The 20851-nt window shown below is 61.0% G+C and carries 17 protein-coding genes; 1 reads left to right on the plus strand and 16 read right to left on the minus strand.

Features of this window, described 5'->3' with window-relative positions:
• Positions 1-38 precede the first annotated feature (38 nt).
• Positions 39-215, plus strand: a complete 177-nt coding sequence (locus OGM81_03740; protein ID UYJ44255.1) for a hypothetical protein — start codon at positions 39-41, stop codon at positions 213-215.
• A 98-nt stretch (positions 216-313) separates the two neighbouring features.
• Here the strand turns inward: OGM81_03740 and OGM81_03745 are convergent, their stop codons facing one another.
• The 16 genes from OGM81_03745 to dprA form a co-directional block, all read right to left on the minus strand.
• Positions 314-1642, minus strand: a complete 1329-nt coding sequence (locus OGM81_03745) for an MATE family efflux transporter (protein ID UYJ44256.1) — start codon at positions 1640-1642, stop codon at positions 314-316.
• A gap of 5 nt (positions 1643-1647) precedes the next feature.
• Positions 1648-2589, minus strand: coding sequence for a glycosyltransferase family 2 protein (locus OGM81_03750; GenBank protein UYJ44257.1), 942 nt, complete (start codon positions 2587-2589; stop codon positions 1648-1650).
• 206 nt (positions 2590-2795) lie between these two features.
• A complete protein-coding gene (gene leuS, locus OGM81_03755; GenBank protein UYJ44258.1) occupies positions 2796-5339 on the minus strand; it encodes a leucine--tRNA ligase in 2544 nt (847 codons plus the stop codon).
• A gap of 51 nt (positions 5340-5390) precedes the next feature.
• Positions 5391-5768: a ribosome silencing factor gene (gene rsfS, locus OGM81_03760; GenBank protein ID UYJ44259.1), complete on the minus strand. Its 378-nt coding sequence runs from the start codon at positions 5766-5768 to the stop codon at positions 5391-5393.
• 15 nt (positions 5769-5783) lie between these two features.
• Positions 5784-7655: an LCP family protein gene (locus tag OGM81_03765; protein ID UYJ44260.1), complete on the minus strand. Its 1872-nt coding sequence runs from the start codon at positions 7653-7655 to the stop codon at positions 5784-5786.
• Positions 7656-7739: 84 nt separating this feature from the next.
• The gene (gene yqeK, locus OGM81_03770) at positions 7740-8312 is read right to left on the minus strand and encodes a bis(5'-nucleosyl)-tetraphosphatase (symmetrical) YqeK (protein UYJ44261.1); all 573 of its coding nucleotides are present in this window, start codon (positions 8310-8312) and stop codon (positions 7740-7742) included.
• Between the two features lie 4 nt (positions 8313-8316).
• A complete protein-coding gene (gene nadD / locus OGM81_03775; protein UYJ44262.1) occupies positions 8317-8928 on the minus strand; it encodes a nicotinate (nicotinamide) nucleotide adenylyltransferase in 612 nt (203 codons plus the stop codon).
• Between the two features lie 8 nt (positions 8929-8936).
• Complete coding sequence (locus tag OGM81_03780; GenBank protein ID UYJ44263.1) at positions 8937-9239, minus strand: YhbY family RNA-binding protein; 303 nt, start codon at positions 9237-9239, stop codon at positions 8937-8939.
• A 45-nt stretch (positions 9240-9284) separates the two neighbouring features.
• On the minus strand, positions 9285-9914 hold the full coding sequence (gene rdgB / locus OGM81_03785) for an RdgB/HAM1 family non-canonical purine NTP pyrophosphatase (GenBank protein UYJ44264.1): 630 nt from the start codon (positions 9912-9914) through the stop codon (positions 9285-9287).
• The gene (ftsY, locus tag OGM81_03790; GenBank protein UYJ44265.1) at positions 9911-10918 is read right to left on the minus strand and encodes a signal recognition particle-docking protein FtsY; all 1008 of its coding nucleotides are present in this window, start codon (positions 10916-10918) and stop codon (positions 9911-9913) included. Before ftsY ends, rdgB begins: the two co-directional genes overlap by 4 nt.
• 19 nt (positions 10919-10937) lie before the next feature.
• The gene (smc, locus tag OGM81_03795; GenBank protein ID UYJ44266.1) at positions 10938-14495 is read right to left on the minus strand and encodes a chromosome segregation protein SMC; all 3558 of its coding nucleotides are present in this window, start codon (positions 14493-14495) and stop codon (positions 10938-10940) included.
• A 42-nt stretch (positions 14496-14537) separates the two neighbouring features.
• Positions 14538-15203 (minus strand): ribonuclease III, encoded by a 666-nt coding sequence (rnc, locus tag OGM81_03800; protein UYJ44267.1) that lies wholly within the window; start codon positions 15201-15203, stop codon positions 14538-14540.
• A 39-nt stretch (positions 15204-15242) separates the two neighbouring features.
• Positions 15243-16283, minus strand: a complete 1041-nt coding sequence (plsX, locus tag OGM81_03805) for a phosphate acyltransferase PlsX (protein UYJ44268.1) — start codon at positions 16281-16283, stop codon at positions 15243-15245.
• A complete protein-coding gene (trmFO, locus tag OGM81_03810; protein UYJ44269.1) occupies positions 16280-17590 on the minus strand; it encodes a methylenetetrahydrofolate--tRNA-(uracil(54)-C(5))-methyltransferase (FADH(2)-oxidizing) TrmFO in 1311 nt (436 codons plus the stop codon). Before trmFO ends, plsX begins: the two co-directional genes overlap by 4 nt.
• Before the next feature lie 39 nt (positions 17591-17629).
• Entirely contained in the window at positions 17630-19717 is a 2088-nt protein-coding gene (topA, locus tag OGM81_03815) for a type I DNA topoisomerase (GenBank protein UYJ44270.1), read from the minus strand.
• Positions 19718-19743: 26 nt separating this feature from the next.
• A complete protein-coding gene (gene dprA / locus OGM81_03820) occupies positions 19744-20844 on the minus strand; it encodes a DNA-processing protein DprA (GenBank protein ID UYJ44271.1) in 1101 nt (366 codons plus the stop codon).
• Positions 20845-20851 lie beyond the last annotated feature (7 nt).

A 20851-nucleotide genomic window follows, 5' to 3' on the forward strand; every position in this document is an offset into this window, starting at 1 on the left:
AAATTTATAAGCAAAACATAGGAAGGAGATTACAACAAATGAAAAACGGTGATGACCTTTATAACGCAGATCAAGCTGTACGCAATTTTTGCGACAGCCATCCTGGTGACTTGAGTGAAGCTGAACATGAAGAACTCCGTACTCTTCTTCAGGAGCGCGCAAGTGCCATGTCCGATGTTTTGGGTACTACAATTCATTCTGTTGGCGAAGATTAACTAGCATTCCCTGCATTATTGCATATTCTACTTTTTGAGTTCAAAAGAAGGAGCCGTTGTGTCATCTAACGCATGACACAACGGCTCTTTTGCAATATTCACAATTTTAGTTTCTTGCAGGTGTAGAAATAGTACGGGATCTCGAAGCAGAGCATGACGCACCAACCGAAGGCACAGGCATAGGCGATACCGGGCAGGCCGATGCGGGGGGCCAGCAGAGCAGCTCCGAGGGCGCGCAGGCCGGCCTGCAGGCAGGTGCCGATGAGGGTAGTGGTCATCTTGCCCATACCGCGGTAGAAGCCCTGGAAGCCATTGGTCAGCGCAGGCAGGGCGTAGAACAGCGCCATATAGCCTAGGTATTGGCTGCCCAGGGTCACGATCTCGGCGGCACCCTCCCCTGCCACAAACAGGCTGACGACAGGCGCACGCAGCAGCCAGGTCAGGCTGCCCACCAGCAGCCAGTAGCACAACTCCAACCGGATGCCCACGCGGAAGCCGGGGCGGATGCGCTCCTTTTGGTTGGCGCCGCGGTTCTGGGCAATGTAAGTGGTAATGGCGGTGGCAATACTTTGCTGCGGGGTAAAGGCGAAGTCATCCACACGGGTGACAGCGTTGAACGCGGCGATGGCCTGCACACCCAGCGCGTTGACCTGTCCCTGGATCAGCACCTTGCAGACAGGCTGTACCGCCTGCTGTAAGGCTGTGACAGCGCCATACTGCAAAATGCGCCCCAGCAGCGCCGGGCGGATGCGCCACTGGCTGTGCGCCGGGCAAAGCTGCGGCACATGGCGCATCATGTACCAAGCGGCCATGATGGCGCTGGCGGCCTCGGCCACCACGGTGGTGACGGCGCTGCAAACGATACCAAACCCCAGTCCGCCGATAAGCACGATGTCCAGCACGGCGTTGAGCACGGCGGAAAACGCCAGAAATTTGAGCGGCGTTTTGGAGTCACCCACACTTTTCAGGCCCGCCGCCAGCGCGTTATAGAAAAACGTAAACGGCGCGCCCAAAAACGTGATGCGCAGATAAATGCCGGTACTATGCAAAATTTCATCGGGCACCGCCAGGCTGTGCAAAATCAGCGGCGCGGCGGCCATGCCCAGCAGTGCCACGGCACAGCAGAGCACTGCGCCGAACAGCAGGGTCGTAGCCAACGTTTCCTTTAGGCGTTCCTCATTTTTCGCGCCGAAGGCCTCGCTCATCAGCACACCGGCGCCGATGCATAGCCCGCTGACGGCCAGGATGACCAGGTTCATCACCGGGCCGGCAATGCCCTCGGCCGCCAGGGCGTCCTGCCCGATGAAGCGGCCCGCGATGATGGAATCCACCGCATTATAGGCCAGCTGCAGCCAGTTGCCCAGCAGCAGCGGCACCGCATAAAAGAACAGGTGCCCCAGCGGGGCACCCTTTGTCATATCACGCATAGGCGTTATTGATCTTCCTCGGTCTCGGCCACAATATAGATGGGGCGGTGCTTGACTTCCAGGTAAGTCTTGGCCAGGTACTCGCCCACGATGCCGGTGCAGAACAGCTGTACACCGCTGCACAGCAGGATGATGCAGACCATGCTGGGCCAGCCGGAGGTTGGGTCACCAAACATCAGCGCACGGACAATTACAAAAATAATGCCGATGAACGCCAGGATGCAGAACAGCACGCCCACTCCGGCGGCGATGAGCAGCGGCGTGGTGGAGAAGCCGACGATGCCCTCGATGGAGTATTTAAAGAGTCCCCAGAAGTTCCACTTGGTGGTGCCGGCCACGCGCTCGATGTTCTCGTAATCGAACCACTTGGTTTTGAAGCCGACCCAGCTGAAAATACCCTTGCTGAAGCGGTTATACTCGGCCATGCTGAGTACGGCGTCGGTCATTTTGCGGCTCATCAGGCGGAAATCACGCGCGCCGTCGACAATTTCCGTGTCCGACATCTTGTTGATGATCTGGTAGAACTTGCGGGCGAACCAGCTGCGCAGCGGCGGCTCGCCCTTGCGGGTGGTGCGGCGGGTGGCGGCACAATCGTAGTCGCCGGTCAGCAGCGTATCCAGCATCTGGGGCAGCAGCGCAGGCGGGTCCTGCAAATCGGCATCCATAGTGGCAATGTAGTCACCCTTAGCGGCTTTCAGGCCCGCGTAGATGCCAGCCTCCTTGCCAAAATTGCGGCTGAACGAAACGTACCGCACGCGGTCATCCTGGGCGTGCAGCTCGCGGGCTACGCGCAGGGTACCATCGCGGGAGCCGTCATCCACAAAGATGAACTCGAAATCCGCGCCGTGGCTGGTTTTCATCTCGGCCGCCACACGGCTGGCCTCTTTATAAAACAGAGGCATCGCCTCTTCCTCATTATAACAAGGTACGATCAGACTGATGAGCATGGTTTGTGACCTGCTTTCGTGACAAATTTGTATCTTTTATTATATCGTACTTTTCTCCTTTTGTAAACAATGGAAATATAGGTCGATACCCCACGGGCCGATGCAAGCAGCGGCCCCTACAAAGCATAACAAAAAGGCAGGACCATTGCGTCCTGCCTTTGATTAAAGTTTCTTTGGTTCTTTCTTTTCAAAGAAAGAACAGAGTCTTAGCCTTTCACGGCGATGTTGACCAGCTTGCCCTTAACGTAGATCTCCTTGGCGATGGTCTTGCCGGCGATGGCTTCGGACACAGCGGGCTCAGCCTTGGCCTGGGCAATGGCATCGGCACTCTCGATGGCGGCGGGCACGTGGATACGGGCCTTGACCTTGCCGTTGACCTGGACAGCGATCTCGATGGTCTGCTCAGTGCACTTGGCCTCATCGTAGGTGGGCCATGCGTGGTAGGCCAGCTGCTCGGTGTGGCCCAGCTGCTGCCACAGTTCCTCGGTCATGTGGGGGGCAAACGGGTTCAGCAGTTCCAACAAAACCTCGTACTCGTCCTTGGTGGCGCCGCCCTTGTCACTGAGGGCGTTGACGTAGATCATCAGCTGGGCGATGGCGGTGTTGGCCTTCAGGGCGTCGATGTCCTCGCCGACCTTCTTGATGGTGCGGTTGGCCACAGCCTCCAGCTCGGGGCGGATGCCGTCGCCGTCCGCCAACTTCTCGCTCATGGACCAGATCTTATCCAAGAAACGCTTGCAACCCTTAATGGAGGAGGTGTTCCAAGGGGCGGCTTTCTCGAAGTCTCCGATGAACATCTCGTACAGGCGCAGGGTGTCGGCACCGTACTCGTTCACCACGTCATCGGGGTTGACAACGTTGCCCAGGGACTTGGACATCTTGACGATGGGATGCTCAGCCATCTCGCCGTACTTCTCGACCAGGGCCTTGCGGGCGCCCTTCTCGTCGCCGTAATCGGCCAGCAGGCGCTTGCGCTCGGCATCGGGCTGGTTCTCGAAGGCATGGGGGTTCAGGCCCAGGATCATGCCGTGGGAGGTGCGCTTCTGGTAGGGCTCCTTAGTGGGCACTACGCCGATGTCGTACAGGAATTTATGCCAGAAACGGCTGTACAGCAGGTGCAGGGTGGTGTGCTCCATGCCGCCGTTGTACCAATCCACGGGGCTCCAGTACTCCAGGGCCTCCTTGCTGGCGATAGCATCGTGGTTGTGGGGATCGCAGTAACGCAGGAAATACCAGCTGGAACCGGCCCACTGGGGCATAGTGTCGGTCTCGCGCTTGGCGGGGGCACCGCAGCAGGGGCAGGTGGTGTTGACCCACTCGGTGTGGCGGGCCAGCGGGCTTTCGCCGTTCTCGCCCGGCTCAAAGTCCTTGATCTCGGGCAAACGCAGGGGCAGCTCGCTCTCAGGCAGGGGCACCCAGCCGCACTTGTCGCAGTAGACCATGGGGATAGGCTCGCCCCAGTAACGCTGGCGGCTGAAGACCCAGTCACGCAGCTTGAAGTTGACCTGCTTGTGGCCCTTGCCGTTCTCTTCCAGCCAGGCGTACATCTTGTTCTTGGCATCCTCGACAGACAGGCCGTCCAGGAAGCCGGAGTTGACCAGCGTGCCGGTAGCAACATCGGTGAAAGCTTCCTTGTCCAGGTCGCTCTCGGTGGTGCCCTTAACGACCTCGATGATGGGCATGCCGAACTTCTTGGCAAACTCCCAGTCGCGGGTATCGTGGGCCGGGACAGCCATGATGGCGCCGGTGCCGTAGGTAGCCAGAACGTAGTCAGACACGAAGATAGGCACCTGCTTGCCGCTGACGGGGTTGATGGCCTGCACGCCCTCGATGACAACACCGGTCTTTTCCTTGTTCAGCTCGGTGCGCTCGAAGTCAGACTTGCGGGCAGCTTCCTCCTGATAAGCGGAGACAGCGTCGGCATTCTTGATGAGGCCGGCGTCGGTCCACTTTTTGATGAAGGCATGCTCGGGGCTGATGACCATGTAGGTGCAGCCGAAGAGCGTATCGGCGCGGGTGGTGTAGACGGTCAGGGTGTCGCCGGCGGTGGTGTCGAAGTTGATCTCGGCACCATGGCTGCGGCCGATCCAGTTACGCTGCTGGGTCTTGACGCGGTCGATGTAGTCCACATCGTCCAGGTCGTCGATCAAGCGGTCCGCGTAAGCGGTGATCTTGAGCATCCACTGGCTCTTGTTTTTCTGCACAACAGGGCTGCCGCAGCGCTCGCAAACGCCGTTGACGACTTCCTCGTTGGCCAGCACGACCTTGCAGCCGGTGCAGTAGTTGACGGTGGTCTCTTTCTTATAAGCCAGGCCCTTTTTGAAGAGCTGGATAAAGATCCACTGGGTCCACTTGTAGTACTCGGGGTCAGTGGTGTTGATCTCACGATCCCAATCGAAGGACAGGCCCAAGGCTTTCAGCTGGCTCTTGAAGCGGGCCACGTTCTGGGCGGTGACGATTTCGGGGTTGATGTGGTTCTTCAGGGCGTAGTTCTCGGTGGGCAGGCCGAAAGCGTCCCAGCCCATGGGGTACAGGACGTTGTAGCCGCACTGGCGCTTTTTGCGGGCTACGATGTCCAGTGCAGTGTAGCTGCGCGGATGGCCGACGTGCAGGCCAGCGGCCGAGGGATACGGGAACTCGACCAGGGCGTAGAATTTGGGCTTGGAATGGTCGATGTCAGCGTGGAAGGTATCTTCATCCTCCCAGACCTTCTGCCATTTGGCCTCAACGGTTTTGAAATCGTACTTCATACTCTATCTTTTCTCCCCACGTTGATAATTTAAATGGGTTTTTCTGTAAGGTTATTCGGCCGGGGTCTCGGCTTCTTCCGGCATCCACTCGCTGGCGGGCACGGGCTTGGCATCGGCCCACAGGTGCTCCAGGTCGTAGTAGTCATGGGCTTCCTGGGTAAAGACGTGAACGATGACGCTGCCGTAATCCAGCAGCACCCAGCGCTTGCCGTCGTGGCCCTCGGTGCGCAGCACCTGGACGCCCTCGCGGCCCAGCTGGAACTCGGCCTCATCGGCCAGGGCACCTACATGGGTGGTGGAGTTACCGGTGGCGATGACGAAATACTCGGTAACGGTGGTCAGGTCCTCAACCTCCAGGATATGGATGTTGAAAGCCTTTTTGGCGTCCAGCGCACGGGCCAGACGGATGGCAAGTTCTCTGCTTTCCATAGGTTCTCCTTTTATTTAGGCGGCCGGTTCACTGGTGGATTCGGATTCCGATGTCGCAGTCGCCGAATCATTTTCCATAACGTCCGTAACCTGGTTGGAACCGTCGCGGTTATTGTTCTTCTGGGCATCGTCGGCCTCGCTCATCAGACCGCCCATCACCTGGATGTTGGGGTCGGTGGCCGAGTAGCCGGACAGGTCAACGACGTTATCGCACAGGTTCAGCTGGCTGGCGTCCACAGGGCCGGTATTCTCTCGGAAATACTGGTTCAGCAGGTCGGCGTCCTCCTGCCGTGCCGGGTAAAGCAGCGCCTGGCCCTGATACTTCGGACCGCTGATGACCGGCATCTGGGCGATCATGATCTTGTTGGAATCGATCTTGAGCATGCTGACCGCGAAGCTGATGAGGGTGGAGGCGTTGAGGTCGGTCTCCATATAGTTCAGCACGGCGGGGGTCAGCCTAGCAACGTCCCAGATGTTGCCGATGCTCTTGAGCTTGCGGAACAGAGCGGCGTAGAACTGGCGCTGCATGTTCAGACGGCCGATGTCGCCGTCCGGGTAGACCTTACGGGCACGCAGCAGGAACTCCATAGCCGCGCCGTCCAACGTCTGGTAACCGGCGTGGATAACGCTGGCGCCCTGGCCGATGGCCGAGTAATCCACGTCCACAGGGACGTTGATCTCGACACCGCCGAACAGGTCGACAAGTTCAGTCAGCATTTCCAGGCGGATGGTGATATAACCATCGATGTGGATCTTGTACTGGTCGGCGACCAGCTCGCACAGGGCGGCCATATTGTTGTTGTTATCGCTGCCCTGGGTCTTGGCCACGCCGTTGATGCGGTAGTTGCCGGAGACGCTGGCGTCGGTGGTGACCATCGTGTCACGGGGGATCTGCAGCATCTTCAATTCGCCCGTTTCGTTGTTGAAATGGACGTACAGGATCATATCGGTCATGCCGTCGTTGACGTTGGAGTCGTTGGCGGCACCGGCGGACAGGTCGCCGGTGGAGGAACGATCCACGCCGGTGACAAGGACATTCAGCTCTTTATCCTGGAATTCCTTGGGGGTGTTGACCAGCTGGTTCAGCTTGATGCTGCCGCCCTTGGGGGCGATAGCGCCCATGATGAGCGCATACGCGCCGCCGAAGATCAGCACGATCACCAGCAGGGTGATGAGCAGGATCTTCCACCAGGTGCCTTTCTTTTTCTTCTTTTTGCCGCCGTTGCCCTTGCCGCTTTTTTTGCCGTGAGGCTTGGGGTCGGCGGGGGCACCGTCACGCGGGGGCTTGCGGCCGCCGCCGTTGGCGCGATGGGTGCGGGGGGCGGCTTCGTCCTTATGGTGGGCCTTGTGGGTGCGGGGCGTTTCTTCCATCTGGATGCCTCCGGCGGCGGGGTCTGCCTCGTCATAATTAAAGGCGGGGCGGCTGCCCTGCACCTTGTTCACATCCAGCTGCTGCACCTGCGCACGCGGGCGGCGGGTCTGGGCGGCACCATCACGGTGGATGGTGCGCTGCTGGGACGGCTGCGCGGGCCGGCTGGGGCGGCGGGTCTGGATCTCCCGCGTGGGGAACTGCACGGTGTTGCCGTACTTGCGTTCGGCTGCAGCGCGGTAGGCCATGGCCTGGCGCTGGGCGTGGGTCAGCTCACGAGGTGTCTCCTGCACGGAGGCCTGCTGGATCGGCTGCGGGGCTTCCTGCACCGGTTCCTGTACGGGGGCCTGCTGGCGGATCTGCCGGGCCTGCTGCTGGGTGCGCATGGGCTGCTGGATGATACGGCGGCGGGCGTTCTGGTTGGCCTGCTCCTGGGCGCGGCGGCGGGCAGCCTCGTACTGGGACTGGTCAAATCCGCCGGACGCGCTGCCGGTATTGAGCTTACGCGGTTCGCTCATTATGTTTCCTCCCTGTTTTTGGAGTTGGCGGGAACAGCCACAAAACAACATACCGCAGATACGGCAGCAGCACTTTGGCTTCCCTTACGGTTCTTGCAAATGCTCTTTTGCATACTCGTATGCGGCCATGCTTTCAGGGTCCAGCGTGCCGCCCTTTTCTTCTACAAAATCAATGCTGCGCTTCAAAGCGTCGCACAATGCCCGATCCAGGTCCTGCATTTCCAATTTGCGCAGGTCTTCCACGCCGGGCCAGTCACGCTCAGCGCTGGTCATATCGGCCAAATAGATGATCTTGTCCAGTTTGGTCATGTTCAGCTTGCCGGTAGTGTGGCAGCGGATGGCGGACAAGATCTCAGGATCGGTAACGCCCCATTGGGTCTCGGCCAGGATGGCCGCGGCGATGCCATGCCACACGGGCGATGGGCGCGCAGGGGCATTTTCTGCTATTATAGCATTATCGGCAAAAATCTGCAACAACTCCGATTTGGGTAGTTCTTTGGCAGAATCATGCAAAATTGCCGCCACAGCGGCTTTTTCCGAGTCTGCACCCCACTGTTTTGCCAGTTTTACCGCCATTTTTTTTACATTTTTGGTGTGTGTCCAGCGTTTTTCGCTCAGACGCGGCTTCACGATCTTCTTGGCTTCTTCGCAGGTCATGGTATCAAACCTCTTTTTCTGCGCTGTATAAATGGTTTTCCTGCACCACGCACAATGTTTCCGGCGGCAAAACCTCCGGCCATTGTTCCGGCGGGATCTTGCCGCTGCGGATGTCGCTGGAGGCACAGGGGTAAGCCTCGGCCCTGGCAAACAGCACCCTGCCGCCCTGGGCGGTCAGGTCGGCAGCGGCCGCCTGCAAAGCGGGTTCGTCCCCCGCTTCGCGGCTTTCCACCACCAGCGCGGCCATGGCCAGCATATCCTGCCAGCGGTACCACTGGGTAAAGGTCAGCAGCATGTCGCTGCCAACACAAAGGTACAGCTCTGCGCCGGGGTAGGCATCACGCAGCATTTCCAGCGTGTGTACCGTGTAGCTGCGCCCGCCCTGGGCGATCTCCCAATCGCTGACTTCCACCGCCGGGCTAAGCGCCGTAAAGCATTGGCACATGGCCAGCCGCACTTTGCCGGGGGTGGTGCTGGCCTTTTTGTGGGGCGGGATGCCCGCAGGCATCACGATGGCCTTATCCGGCCGCACCAGTTCCAGCGCGGCCCGCAGGTTGTTCATGTGGCCGTTGTGGGGCGGGTCAAACGTGCCGCCGTACAACAAAACCTTTTGCACCGTGCCCATTATTTTGCAAAAACAGCGTCGAAGGCGCTTTCTTTCTTCTTTTTCTTGAACAGCACGAACTTACGGCCGATGACCTGCACGCACTCGCAGTCCAGCGCTTCGCAGAGGGTGTCGGCGGCTTCGCGGGCGGAATACTCGCTGTTTTCCAGCACCTTGATTTTGATCAGTTCGCGGGCGGCGATGCAATCGGCCAGGCCCTGGATCAGGGTATCGTCGATCTCGCCCTTGCCGATCTGGAAAACGGGGTCAATGGTATTGGCGGCGCTGCGCAGGGCGGCGCGCTGTTTGCTGGTTAAAGCCATAATGGTCTCCTTTTTATAAATAGGTTACTGTAAAAACGCAGACATTCATTTTAAAAACACCGGAAGCTCCCGGGCCAATTTTTCCATGGCGCGGCCGCGGTGGCTGATAGCGTCCTTCTCGGCGTCGGTCAGTTCGGCATAGCTGCGGCAGGCGGTGTTCTCGGTGGTGGTGCCGTCGGGCAGGCCCACACGGGCGGGCACAAACAGCGGGTCGTAGCCAAAGCCGTTGGAGCCGGTCTCGGCGAAGCTGATGGAGCCGGGGCATTCCCCTGCCACTTCCAGTGCGCGGCCATCGGGCAGCATAAAACAGATGGCCGAGACAAACTTGGCGGCGCGCTGCCCTGCCGGGACGTCGGCCATCTCGTGCAGCAGCTTAGCGTTATTGGCGGCGTCATCGCCGTGGTGCCCGGCATAGCGGGCGCTGTACACACCGGGGGCACCGTGCAGGGCGTCGACACACAGGCCGGAGTCATCCGCCACGGTGGGCAGGCCGCTAGCCTTGCAGAACGCTTCGGCCTTGATGCGGGCATTCTCGGCAAAGGTAGTGCCGGTCTCCTCGGGGTCGAGGTCTATACATAAGTCACGCAGGCTCTTGACCTCGTGGCCCATCTGCTCCAAAATGCGGCGCAGTTCTTTCAGTTTGCCGGCGTTGTTGCTGGCGGCACATACGATCATGCCTGTTCCTCCCCGGAAGTTTCCTCTTTTTCTTCTTCCTCTTTCTGCAGTGCTTCCTCGGGCAGCAGGGTCTCCACGAAGGTCTGGGCGTCGAATTCCATCAGATCATCGATCTTTTCGCCCACACCGATAAAGCGGATGGGCAGACCCAGGTTCTCCCACACAGAGACCGCACAGCCGCCGCGGGGGGTGCCGTCCAGCTTGGTCAGCACGATACCGGTGGCACCGGCGGCGCGGCAGAACTCCTCGGCCTGACTGATGGCATTCTGGCCGGTGATGGCATCCAGCACCAGCAGCACTTCCAGGCTGGCTTCGGGGCTGGCCTTTTTGACGCTGCGGGAAATTTTGGCCAGCTCGTCCATCAGTCCCTTTTTGTTGTGCAGGCGGCCTGCGGTATCGGCAATGACCATGTCGTAGCCCTTGGCGGTGGCGCTCTTCACCGCGTCAAAGATGACGGCGGCGGGGTCGGCACCCTGACCGGCCTGCACCAGCGGCACACCGGCGCGGTCGGCCCACAGTTCCAGCTGCTCGCTGGCAGCGGCGCGGAAGGTATCGCCCGCGGCCAGCATCACACGCTTGCCTTTCTCCTTATACAGGTGGGCCAGCTTGGCGATGGTGGTGGTCTTGCCCACGCCGTTGACGCCGATGACCAAAATCACGGCAGGTTTACCGTCCAGCTCCATCTGGTAGCGGGGGGTCAATTCCTGGCAGATGATCTGGCGCAGTTCGTCCAATGCCTGCTGGCCGTTCTTGAGGTGCTTTTCCTCCACGGCATCCCGCAGCTCGTCCACCAGGCGCACAGCGCACATGGGACCGACATCGGCCAAAATCAGCTGTTCTTCCAGTGTGTCATACAGGTCGTCGTCGATCTGGGCGTGGGTCAACGTGTTGACAATGTTCTGGAAAAAGCCCGTGCGGGTCTTTTCCAGGCCGTACTTCATTTTCTGCTGCTCCTGGAACTCCTGCTCCGAGATGTTGCGCTTGAAAAAGTTGAAAAATCCCATGGGAAGCCTCCCTTATATATCAGGTAATGAGGTCTGCGCTGACCTTGTCCAGGTCAAGGCGCAGGATCTTGGAAACGCCGTCCTCCTGCATGGTGACGCCGTACAGCACGTCGGCGGCCTCCATCGTGCCGCGGCGGTGGGTGATGACGATGAACTGGGTGTGGTCGGTCATGCGGCGCAGATATTGCGCATAGCGGGCCACGTTGACGTCGTCCAGCGCAGCTTCGATCTCATCCAGGAAGCAGAAGGGCGCGGGATTGACGTTGAGGATGGCGAAGTAGATCGAGATGGCGACCAGCGCCTGCTCGCCGCCGGAAAGGGCGCTCAGGTTCTTGATGACCTTGCCCGGGGGCGATACTTCGATCTCGATGCCGGATTCCAGCACGTTGCTTTCGTCTGAGAGGTACAGGCGTGCGTGGCCGCCGCCGAACAGCTCTTTGAAAATCTGCTGGAAGTGGGTGTTGATCTGCTTGAAGCTCGTCGTAAACAGCTCTTCCATCTCGCTGCACAGCTCGGCGATCATACGGGTCAGCTCGCTCTTGGCCTTTTCCACGTCGGTGACCTGGGCTTTCAGGAAGTCGTAGCGTTCCTTTACCTCCTTATATTCCTCGATGGCGCCGACGTTGACGTTGCCCAAGCCGCGAATTTTGCCGCGCACCTCGGCCACGCTGCGGCGCAGCTCGGTCAGGGACTCAAACTCAACGCAGAGCTCCTTTGCCTCGCCGGCGGTGAGCTGGTACTCCTCCCACAGTTTGGTGTTGGTGTCGTTCAGCTCGTTTTCGGCGGCAGTGCGGCGTTCGGCCAGGCGGGCCATCTCGCCGCTCATCCGCTCGCGCTCATCGGTCAGGGCGCGGTTTTCCTGTCCTAAGCGGGCCACGGCGACTTCCTTTTCCATGCGGGCGGCGTTGGCCGTGCGGATGGTCTCCTCGGCGGCGGCGATCTTCTCTTTGTTCTCGCCGCGGGTGCGCTCGATCGCGGCGATCTTTAAGGCGTTGGCTTCGATCTTAGCCTTGGCGGCCTCGATGGCGGCGTTCAGCTCGCGGGCGCGGGCTTCGGCCTCGCCGGTGCGGCTTTGCAGGCCTTCCAAAGCGGCCTCATGCAGGCCGATGTCCTTCTCGTTGGCCAGGCGCTGCATCTGGTTTTCGCTCAATTCGTTGGTGATGCGCTCCCGCTCGGCGGTCAGACTGCCTGTGCTCTCGCCCAATTCGGCCAGTTCGGCATTGTAGGTGTTCAGCTCGGCCTCGGCCTTGCCCTGGGTGGCTTCGGCTTCGGCGCAGGCGGTCTCGTTCTGGGTCACGGCGGCCTGCTGGGCCTCAATTTCGGCGGTCAGACTGCGGGTATTTTCCTCATGCTGGGCTACGGCGGCGGTCAGTCGATCGAGCTCCAGCGAGGCGCGCAGCCGTTCGGAGGAAGCATTCATGCCCTCGGCCTCGGCGCCGGAGAGCTGGGCGGTAAGGTTATCCACCTCGGCCTTGCGGGCTTCCAGCTCTTTTTCAGCATCGGCACGCTTTTTCTCCAGCTTGACCAGACGGGTGCGCAGTTCATCCAGCTCCTGCTTGCGGCTGAACACACCCACGCTACGGGCGGTGGAGCCGCCGGTAAACGAACCGCCGGCGTTGATGACCTGGCCGTCCAACGTGACGATGCGGTTGCGGTAGCCCAGGTTTTTGGCCACAGTGGAGGCTTCGGACAGATCCTCGACCACGATGATGCGGCCGAGCAGGTTATCGATGATGTGCTGGTAGCGCGGGTCGCACTTAACCAGATCGGCGGCGACCTCGGCGGTGCCGGTGAGGCGGCCGGTGAAGCGGGAGCCTTGCACGGTATCCAGCGGCAGGAAGGTGGCGCGGCCTGCGCGCTCGTCCTTCAAAAAGCCGATGGCCGCACGGGCGCAGCCCTGGTCCTCGACCACGATGTTCTGCAAAGCAAAGCCGAGGGCCGTCTCGATGGCGGTCTCATAGCCTTTTTCGACGGTGAGGATGCCCGCCACAGGGCCGATGATGCCCCGCAGACGACGGCCCGCAGCGGCGCGCATGACGGCCTTGACGCTTTGCTGGTAGCCGTCCATGTTGCGCTCCAGGTCTTCCAGAATGTGGATGCGCTGGGAGGTGTTGGACCGCTCTTTGTCGGCCTTTTGCAGCGCGTCGGCAGCTTCAGCCTGCTGGCGGCGGCGGCTTTCCAGTTTCAGCTTTAGGCCCGCCTTGATGTTATCGTTGCGGGTGACGGCCTCCTCGGCATCCTTCAGGCGGCGCTCGGCGCGGCGCTTTTCTTCCTCGGCAGCGGCGGCGGAGTTTTCCAGCTCTACGGCCTGCTGCTTTGCTTCATCCAAACGCTGGGCGGCGGCTTCTTTTGCCGATTGGGCCGAGGCGGCGCGCACTTTCGCGGCAGTGGCGGTGTCCTGCAGGCGGGCAATAGCGGCGTCGATAACGTCCCGGCGCTGGCCGCTGGCGGCAGCTTTTTCTTCCAGCGCACGGAGTTCGGCGCGCAGTTCTGCCACGCGGGCGTCCAGCGCAGCGACCTCGCCGTGCAGTTTTTCGATGGCGGCTTTGTGGCCGGCGGCCTCGGTCTCGATGGACTGGCGGCCCTGCCCGGCGCGCTCCAACTCGCCGGTGGCTTCGTCGATGCGGAAGCGGCTGTGCTCGCTCTCGTTTTTCAAAACGGCGATCTCACTCTCACTGCCCGCGTTGGCCTCGGTCACGGCGCGGATGTCGGCGTTGGCCTGCTCGACCTGCAGGACAAGCTGCTGGGCTTCCTCCCGCAGGGCGGCGCTTTTTTCGTCGAACTCGTCCAACTGGCGGCTCAGGCGTTCGTAATCTGCCTGGGCGGCTTCAAACTTGCGCTGCTGGTCGCGCACGGTATCGTTGGCGCGGCGGATGGCATCGACCCAGAGAGTGACTTCCAGGCTCTTGCGGCGCTCGGAGAGTTCCAAAAACTGCTGGGCCTTTTCACTGTCCCGCTTCAGGGGGCCGACACGCTTTTCCAGTTCGCCCAAAATATCCCGCAGGCGTTCGAGGTTTCCCTCGGCGGCTTCGAGACGGCGTTCCGCCTCGTTTTTGCGGTAGCGGTACTTGGCGATGCCGGAGGCTTCCTCGAAAATTTCGCGGCGCTCGGCGGACTTGGCGCCGACGATCTCGGCAATGCGGCCCTGGCCGACGATGGCGTAACCGTCGCGGCCGATGCCGGTGTCCAGCAGCAGTTCGTAGACATCCTTCAAACGGACGTTCTGGCCGTTGATAGAGTACTCGCTCTCACCGCTGCGGTAGTAGCGGCGGCCGATGGTGACCTCGTCGGCATCCATGTCCAGGCCGTGGTCGCTGTTATCGATGGTCAGCGCGACCGAGGCAAAGCCCATGGCGCCGCGGCTTTGGGTGCCGCCGAAGATAACGTCCTCCATCTTGCCGGAGCCGCGCAGCTGCTTGGAGCTGGTCTCGCCCAAAACCCAGCGGATCGAGTCCGAAATATTCGATTTGCCGGAGCCGTTCGGCCCGACCACGCCGGTGATACCCTCGCCGATGGTGATCTTGGTCTTATCGGGGAAGGATTTGAAACCTTGGATTTCCAGTTCTTTCAGGCGCATGTATGGTTAAAACCTTTCGCGTAGGTTGGTTGAATTCGTATTTTACCGCAGTTTCTCCAATGCCAATTTAGCGGCGTGCTGCTCGGCGGCTTTTTTGCTGCGGCCGGGGGCTTCGGCCAGCTTTTCGCCGTTGCGCCATACGCAAACGGTAAACTTCTTGGCGTGGTCGGGGCCGCTCTCGCCGGTGACCTCATAGCGCAGCACGGCGCTGGGGTCCTGCTGGACCACCTCCTGCAGCTGGGTCTTGTAGTCTTCCTCGGCGGTCTTGCCCTCGGTGATAAAGGGCAGGATGAAGTTGCGGGCGGCCTCCATGCCGCCGTCCAGATACAGCGCAGCGATGACGGCCTCAAACGCATCGGACACCACGCTGGGGCGGTTGCGGCCGCCGCCCAGGTCCTCGCCGTGGCCCAGGCGCAGGTACTCGCCCAGGTGGATCTCCTGGGCAAACTGGAACAGCGCATCCTCACTGACGAGGCTGGCGCGCATGCGGGTCAGCTCGCCCTCGGGCCGGCCGGACTGGTGGAACAGGTAGTCCGCCACCACAACGGACAGCACGCTGTCGCCCAAAAACTCCAGGCGCTCGTTGTGGGTGGTGGCGACCTTGCTCTCGTTGGCAAAGCTGGTGTGGGTCAATGCAATGCGCAGCAGCGCGGGATTTTTAAAGGTATAATGCAGTACTTGCTGCAGTTCTTCCGGTTTTTTTGCCATCTGTCTCATGCCTTTCTTAAAACAACAGTACGATAGCGTTTACTCTTTTACAGGCTCGGCTTTCTCGGCTTCGGCCTTTTCGGCCACAGCGGCCAGGGCGGTCTGCATGGTGCCGCACAGGTCGTTGGCGACGCACAGCTTGGCCTGGCGGATGGCGTTTTTGATGCCTTTAGCGTGACTGGAACCGTGGGCCTTGATGACCGGCTTGGCAGCGCCCAGCAGCGGTGCACCGCCCACTTCCTCAGAGTCCATCATCCGTTTCAGCTCGCCCAGGCCGCCTTTGATGCCCAGGTAGCTGAGCTTGGTGATGAGGTTTTGCAGGAAAATTTTCTTCAGCATGCCCAGCAGCGTTTTGGCGACGCCCTCGGTCAGCTTGAGGACCACGTTGCCGACGAAACCGTCGCAGACGACGACGTCCACCTCGCCATCCATGATGTAGCGCGGCTCGATGTTGCCGGCGAAATGGATACAGGGGTTAGCTTTGAGCAGCTGGTGGGCCTCGCGGTAGATGGGCGTGCCCTTGGTCTCCTCGGCGCCGTTATTGACCAGCGCGACTTTGGGGGCGGTGCGGCCCATGACCTTCTCGGCGTAGACGCTGCCCATGGTGCCGAAGGCGTTCAGCATTTCGGAGCGGCACTCGACGTTGGCGCCGCAATCCAGCAGCAGAAAGTTCTGCTTCGCGCCGGGCATCGGGGTAGCCAGCGCCGGGCGCTTGACACCTTTGATCGTCCGCACGATCAGGCTGGTGCCCACATGCAGTGCACCGGTGGAACCGGCGCTGACAAAGGCGTCCGCCTCGTCGTTTTTCAGCATCGTCAGGCCCTTGACCAGGCTGGAATCCTTTTTGTGGCGCACAGCCTTGACGGGGTCGTCGTGCATGTCGATATTCTCGGTGCAGTTGATAATGGTGAATGGTGCCAGGTCAATCTTGTTCTGGGCGGCGCAATCCTTGATAGCGTCTTCTTCGCCCAGCAGCACCAGCTCCATGCTGTCGCCAAACTCGGCCGCAGCCTGAGAAGCGCCCTGCAAAACGCACAGCGGGGCGTTATCGCCGCCCATGGCATCTACTAAAATTTTCATTTGTATTCCTCCACCCATGCGTGCATGGCGTTTTGTGCGTTCTGCGAAAGAGCGGCGTAGCGCTCGCGCTTATCGCGGATGGTGTTGATTTCTTCGGTGCGGGGCAAGATGCCCATGTTCGCGCCCATGGGCTGGAAGTCCTTGTTGGGCGTGGTGATATAATCCAGCAGCGCACCACACATCGTGCTGGCGGGCGGCGGGGGCAGCTCACGGCCCTGCAGGCGGGCCAAGATCTGGCGGGCAGCCAGCAAGCCGCTGGCGGCGCTTTCCATATAGCCCTCAAAGCCGGTGATCTGGCCCGCAAAAAACACGTTGGGGTGTTCTTTCAGAAATTGCTGCCCGGTCAGCACGCTGGGGCTTTCCAAAAATGTGTTGCGGTGCATGACGCCGTAACGCACGAACTCGGCATGCTCGAGGCCCGGGATCATACTGAACACCCGCTTCTGCTCACCCCATTTGAGGTTCGTCTGGAAGCCGACGAGGTTGTACAGCGTGCGGGCGGTGTTCTCGGCGCGCAGCTGCACAGCCGCCCAGGGGCGGTGCCCGGTGCGGGGGTCCCGCAGGCCCACCGGGCGCAGCGGGCCAAAGCGGATCGTATCAGCCCCGCGGGCAGCCATGACCTCGATGGGCATGCAGCCCTCGTAGACGGTGAGATCGCCGTCAAAATCGTGGAGCGGCGCGCGCTCGGCGGCGATCAGCTCGGCGTGGAAAGCCTCGTACTCTTCCTTGTTAAAGGGGCAGTTAAGGTAATCGGCCTCGCCGCGGCCATAGCGGGAAGCAGCGAAGACCTTCTCGTAGTCCAGGCTTTCGGCGGTAACGATGGGCGCTACCGCGTCAAAAAAGCTCAGGCGGTGGTCACCGGTCAGGCCGGCCACGGCGTCCGCCAGGGCTCCCTCGGTCAGCGGGCCGGAGGCTACCAGCACGGGGGCGCTTTCGTCGAGAGCGGTCACTTCCTCACGATGCACTGTGATATTCGGGTGCTTTTCCACCATCTCAGTAACGGCGGCGGAGAAGACATCCCGGTCCACTGCCAGCGCACCGCCGGCCGCCACGCGGGCGGTCTCGGCCGCCTTCAGCAGGTGGCTTCCCATCATCTTCATTTCCAGCTTGAGCAGGCCGGAGGCAGAGTCCGGGCGCTCGGCTTTCAGCGAATTGGAGCAGATCAGCTCGGCAAAGCCGGCACTTTTATGGGCGGGCGAAAACTTGCCCGGTTTTTGTTCGTACAGGTCTACCTGCACACCGGCGTCCGCCAGCCACAGCGCGGCTTCGCACCCCGCCAGACCGGCACCGATCACGTTTACTTGCATAGTCACTCCGTTATGGTTTCGGCGTTATTCCGCCATTTTTTACTTCTTTTCGATAGGCTTCGTAAAGCCGCAGCCCTCTTTGGCGCAGTAGAGCTGGCCTTTTTTCTTAAACAGGGTCTGGCCGCACTGGGGGCATTTTTCAGGCACAGGCTCGTCCCAGGTCATAAAGTTGCACTTGGGGTAGTTGCTGCAGCCGTAATAAATGCGCCCTTTCGCGCTTTTGCGCACCAGCATGTGGCCGCCGCACTCCGGGCAGATGCCGCCGGTATCTTTGACCAGCGGGTGGGCGTTGCGGCACTCCGGGAAGCCGGAGCAAGCCACGAACTTGCCGTACCGGCCGGATTTGATGACCATGGGGCGGCCGCACTTTTCGCAGATCTCGTCGGTGGGGATGTCCTCGACCTTGACGCGCTTGCCCTCCATGTTCTTCTCGGCGTCCTCCAGGCTCTTGGCAAAGCCTTTGTAGAAGTCATCGATGGTCTGGACCCAGTCAGCCTTGCCAGCCTCGATAATATCCAGCTTTTTCTCCATATCTGCGCTGAATTTCACATCTACAATGTTGGGGAACTGCTCCATCATCACAGTGTTGACGGCCTGACCCAGCGGGGTGGTTTTCAGCTTTTTCTGGTCTTTTTCCACATAGCCGCGGTCAACGATGGTGGTGATGATGGGCGCGTAGGTGGAAGGGCGGCCGATGCCGTTTTCTTCCAGTGCGTGGATCAGCGTGGCTTCGGTGTAGAGCGGCGGCGGCTGGGTGAACTTCTGGTCTGCCGTCAGGCTGCGCAGTTTGAGGGTCTGGCCCTCCTCCAGCGGGGGCAGGGCGGTCTCCTTTTTCTGCTTGTCGTCGGTGGATTCCTCGTACAGGGCGGTGAAGCCGTCAAAAGACACGCGGAAGCCAGATGCACGGAAGAGGTAATCCCCTGCCGTGATGGACACCGAGACGGTATCCTGGATGCAGTCGGCCATCTGGCTGGCCATAAAGCGGCTCCAGATCAGGCGGTACAGTTTGGCGGTGTCGCCGCTGATGCTCTGCTCCACTTCATCGGGGGTCAGTTCCGGCATAGACGGGCGGATCGCTTCGTGGGCGTCCTGGGCGGCCGTGGCCGAGCGGGACTTCCACTTGCGCTGGGTGTTGCAGACGTAGTTGTCGCCCCAGCGGCCCGCGATGAACTGTTTGGCGGCGGCGCTGGCCTCGGCGGCGATGCGCAGCGAGTCGGTACGCATGTAGGTGATCAGACCCACGGTGCCGTGGCCTGCAATGTCCATGCCTTCGTACAATGTCTGGGCAGCGCGCATTGTGCGGGTGGCCGAGAAGCCAAAGGCACGGCTGGCGTCCTGCTGCAGGGTGGAAGTGATAAAGGGCGGCGCGGGCTGGCGGCGGCGCTTGCCTTTTTCCAGTTTGGAGATGGTGTAGCTTTTACCATCCAGCGCGGCCACGATGGTATCGGCCTGCTCTTTGTTGGTGACGGTCAGCTTTTTGCCGTCAGCGGTAGCGGCCAGGCGGGCCGTAAAGCCGTTTTTGCTGTTGCTCTGGGGGTACAGCGCGGCGTCGATGTTCCAATATTCATCGGGCTTGAAGTTTTCAATTTCCAGCTCGCGGTCGCGGATCAGGCGCACCGCCACGCTCTGCACACGGCCGGCGGAGAGGCCGCGGCGGACCTTGCGCCACAGGAACGGGCTGAGCTTGTAGCCCACCAGGCGGTCCAGTTCGCGCCGGGCCTGCTGGGCGTTGAACAGATCAATGTTGATGGCACGGGGATGGGCCATACCCTCCTTGACGCCCTTTTTGGTGATCTCGTCAAAGGTCACGCGGTTGGGGGCGGCGGGGTCCAGGCCCAAAATGTTGGCCAGATGCCAGCTGATGGCTTCGCCTTCGCGGTCCGGGTCGGTTGCAAGCAGGACGCCGTCGCACTTTTTAGCCTCGGCTTTCAGCTCTTTGACCAGTTTCTGCTTGCCCTTGATGGTGATATACTTCGGCGCAAAGCCGTTGTCCACATCAATGCCCAGCTGGCTGGCGGGCAGGTCACGCACGTGGCCCATGCTGGCCGTAACTTTATAGCCCCGGCCCAGGTATTTGCTGATGGTCTTTGCTTTGGCGGGGGACTCCACTATGACTAATTTCGGCATAGGTTACCTCAACTTAACTCTATATTTTACAGGGCGACATAGCGCCGTCCCGGCTGACTTTGTGCACCGCCGTACAACTCCAATTCGGTACAGGCGGCCAGCACCCGGCTGGCGGACAGGCCGGTGGCAGCGGCCAACTCGTCCACGCCTTTGGGCGTGGGGCCCAGTGCCGCATAGACGGCCTGGGCGTCGGGGCTGGTTTGTTCCACCGCAAAGGCCGATTGCTCCGGCGCGGCGCTTTCACTTTCCACGCCCATACAGGCCAGCACATCCGCTGCCTGGCACAGCACCCCGGCCCGGCCGGAGCGCAGCAGCTCGTTGGTTCCCTGGCTTTGGGCGCTGTAAATACTGCCCGGCACGGCCAGCACCGGGCGGCCCAGGCTTTCGGCGTGGGACACGGTGTTCAGCGTGCCGCTGCGGATGCGAGCCTCGGCCACACAAAGCACCTCCGACAGGCCGGCGATCAGCCGGTTGCGGGCCAGAAAGGTGCCCTTTTGCTTACCCTGGTAGCCGGGCGGGTACTCGCTGCAGACGGCGCCGCCGCCTTTCTCGATGCGCTGGCGCAATTTGACATTGGCGGCGGGGTAGGTCGTATCGATGGCCGTTCCGAGGAACGCCACGGTGGGTGTGCCAGCTTCCACCGCCGCGCGATGGCCCTCACTGTCGAGACCGTCCGCCAGACCGCTGACAATGACGGCTCCCTGTTTGGCCATCTCCAGCGAAAGGTCAAACGCCGCCTGCCGCCCGTAAGCGCTGGGGCGGCGGGTGCCCACCATGCCCACATAGCGGTGGCCGTTCAGGCAGGCGGACTCGCCGGTGACGTACAGCACCAGCGGCATATCCGGCAGGTCCCGCAAGCGATCCGGGTAGGCGGCATCATCGGGAGTGATGATCTCCACACCGGTCAGCAGACAGTGATCCAGCCGCTCCTCATAATCAAAGGGGGTGGTGTCGCACAGCTGGGCGACGGCGTGGTCGCTCAAAAAGTAGGGCGGTGCTTCCCGCCCGGCGCACAGGGCTTCGTATAAAGCTTCTAGGTCGGGGTAGAGCGCCAGCAGATCGCGGGCGTTCTGGCAGGCAGAACCAACGGCATCCGCCAGCCAAAGCCAGGCCAGTGTCTTATCCACGCGCGTC

The organism is Oscillospiraceae bacterium, from assembly GCA_025758045.1.
Lineage (GTDB): Bacteria > Bacillota > Clostridia > Oscillospirales > Ruminococcaceae > Gemmiger.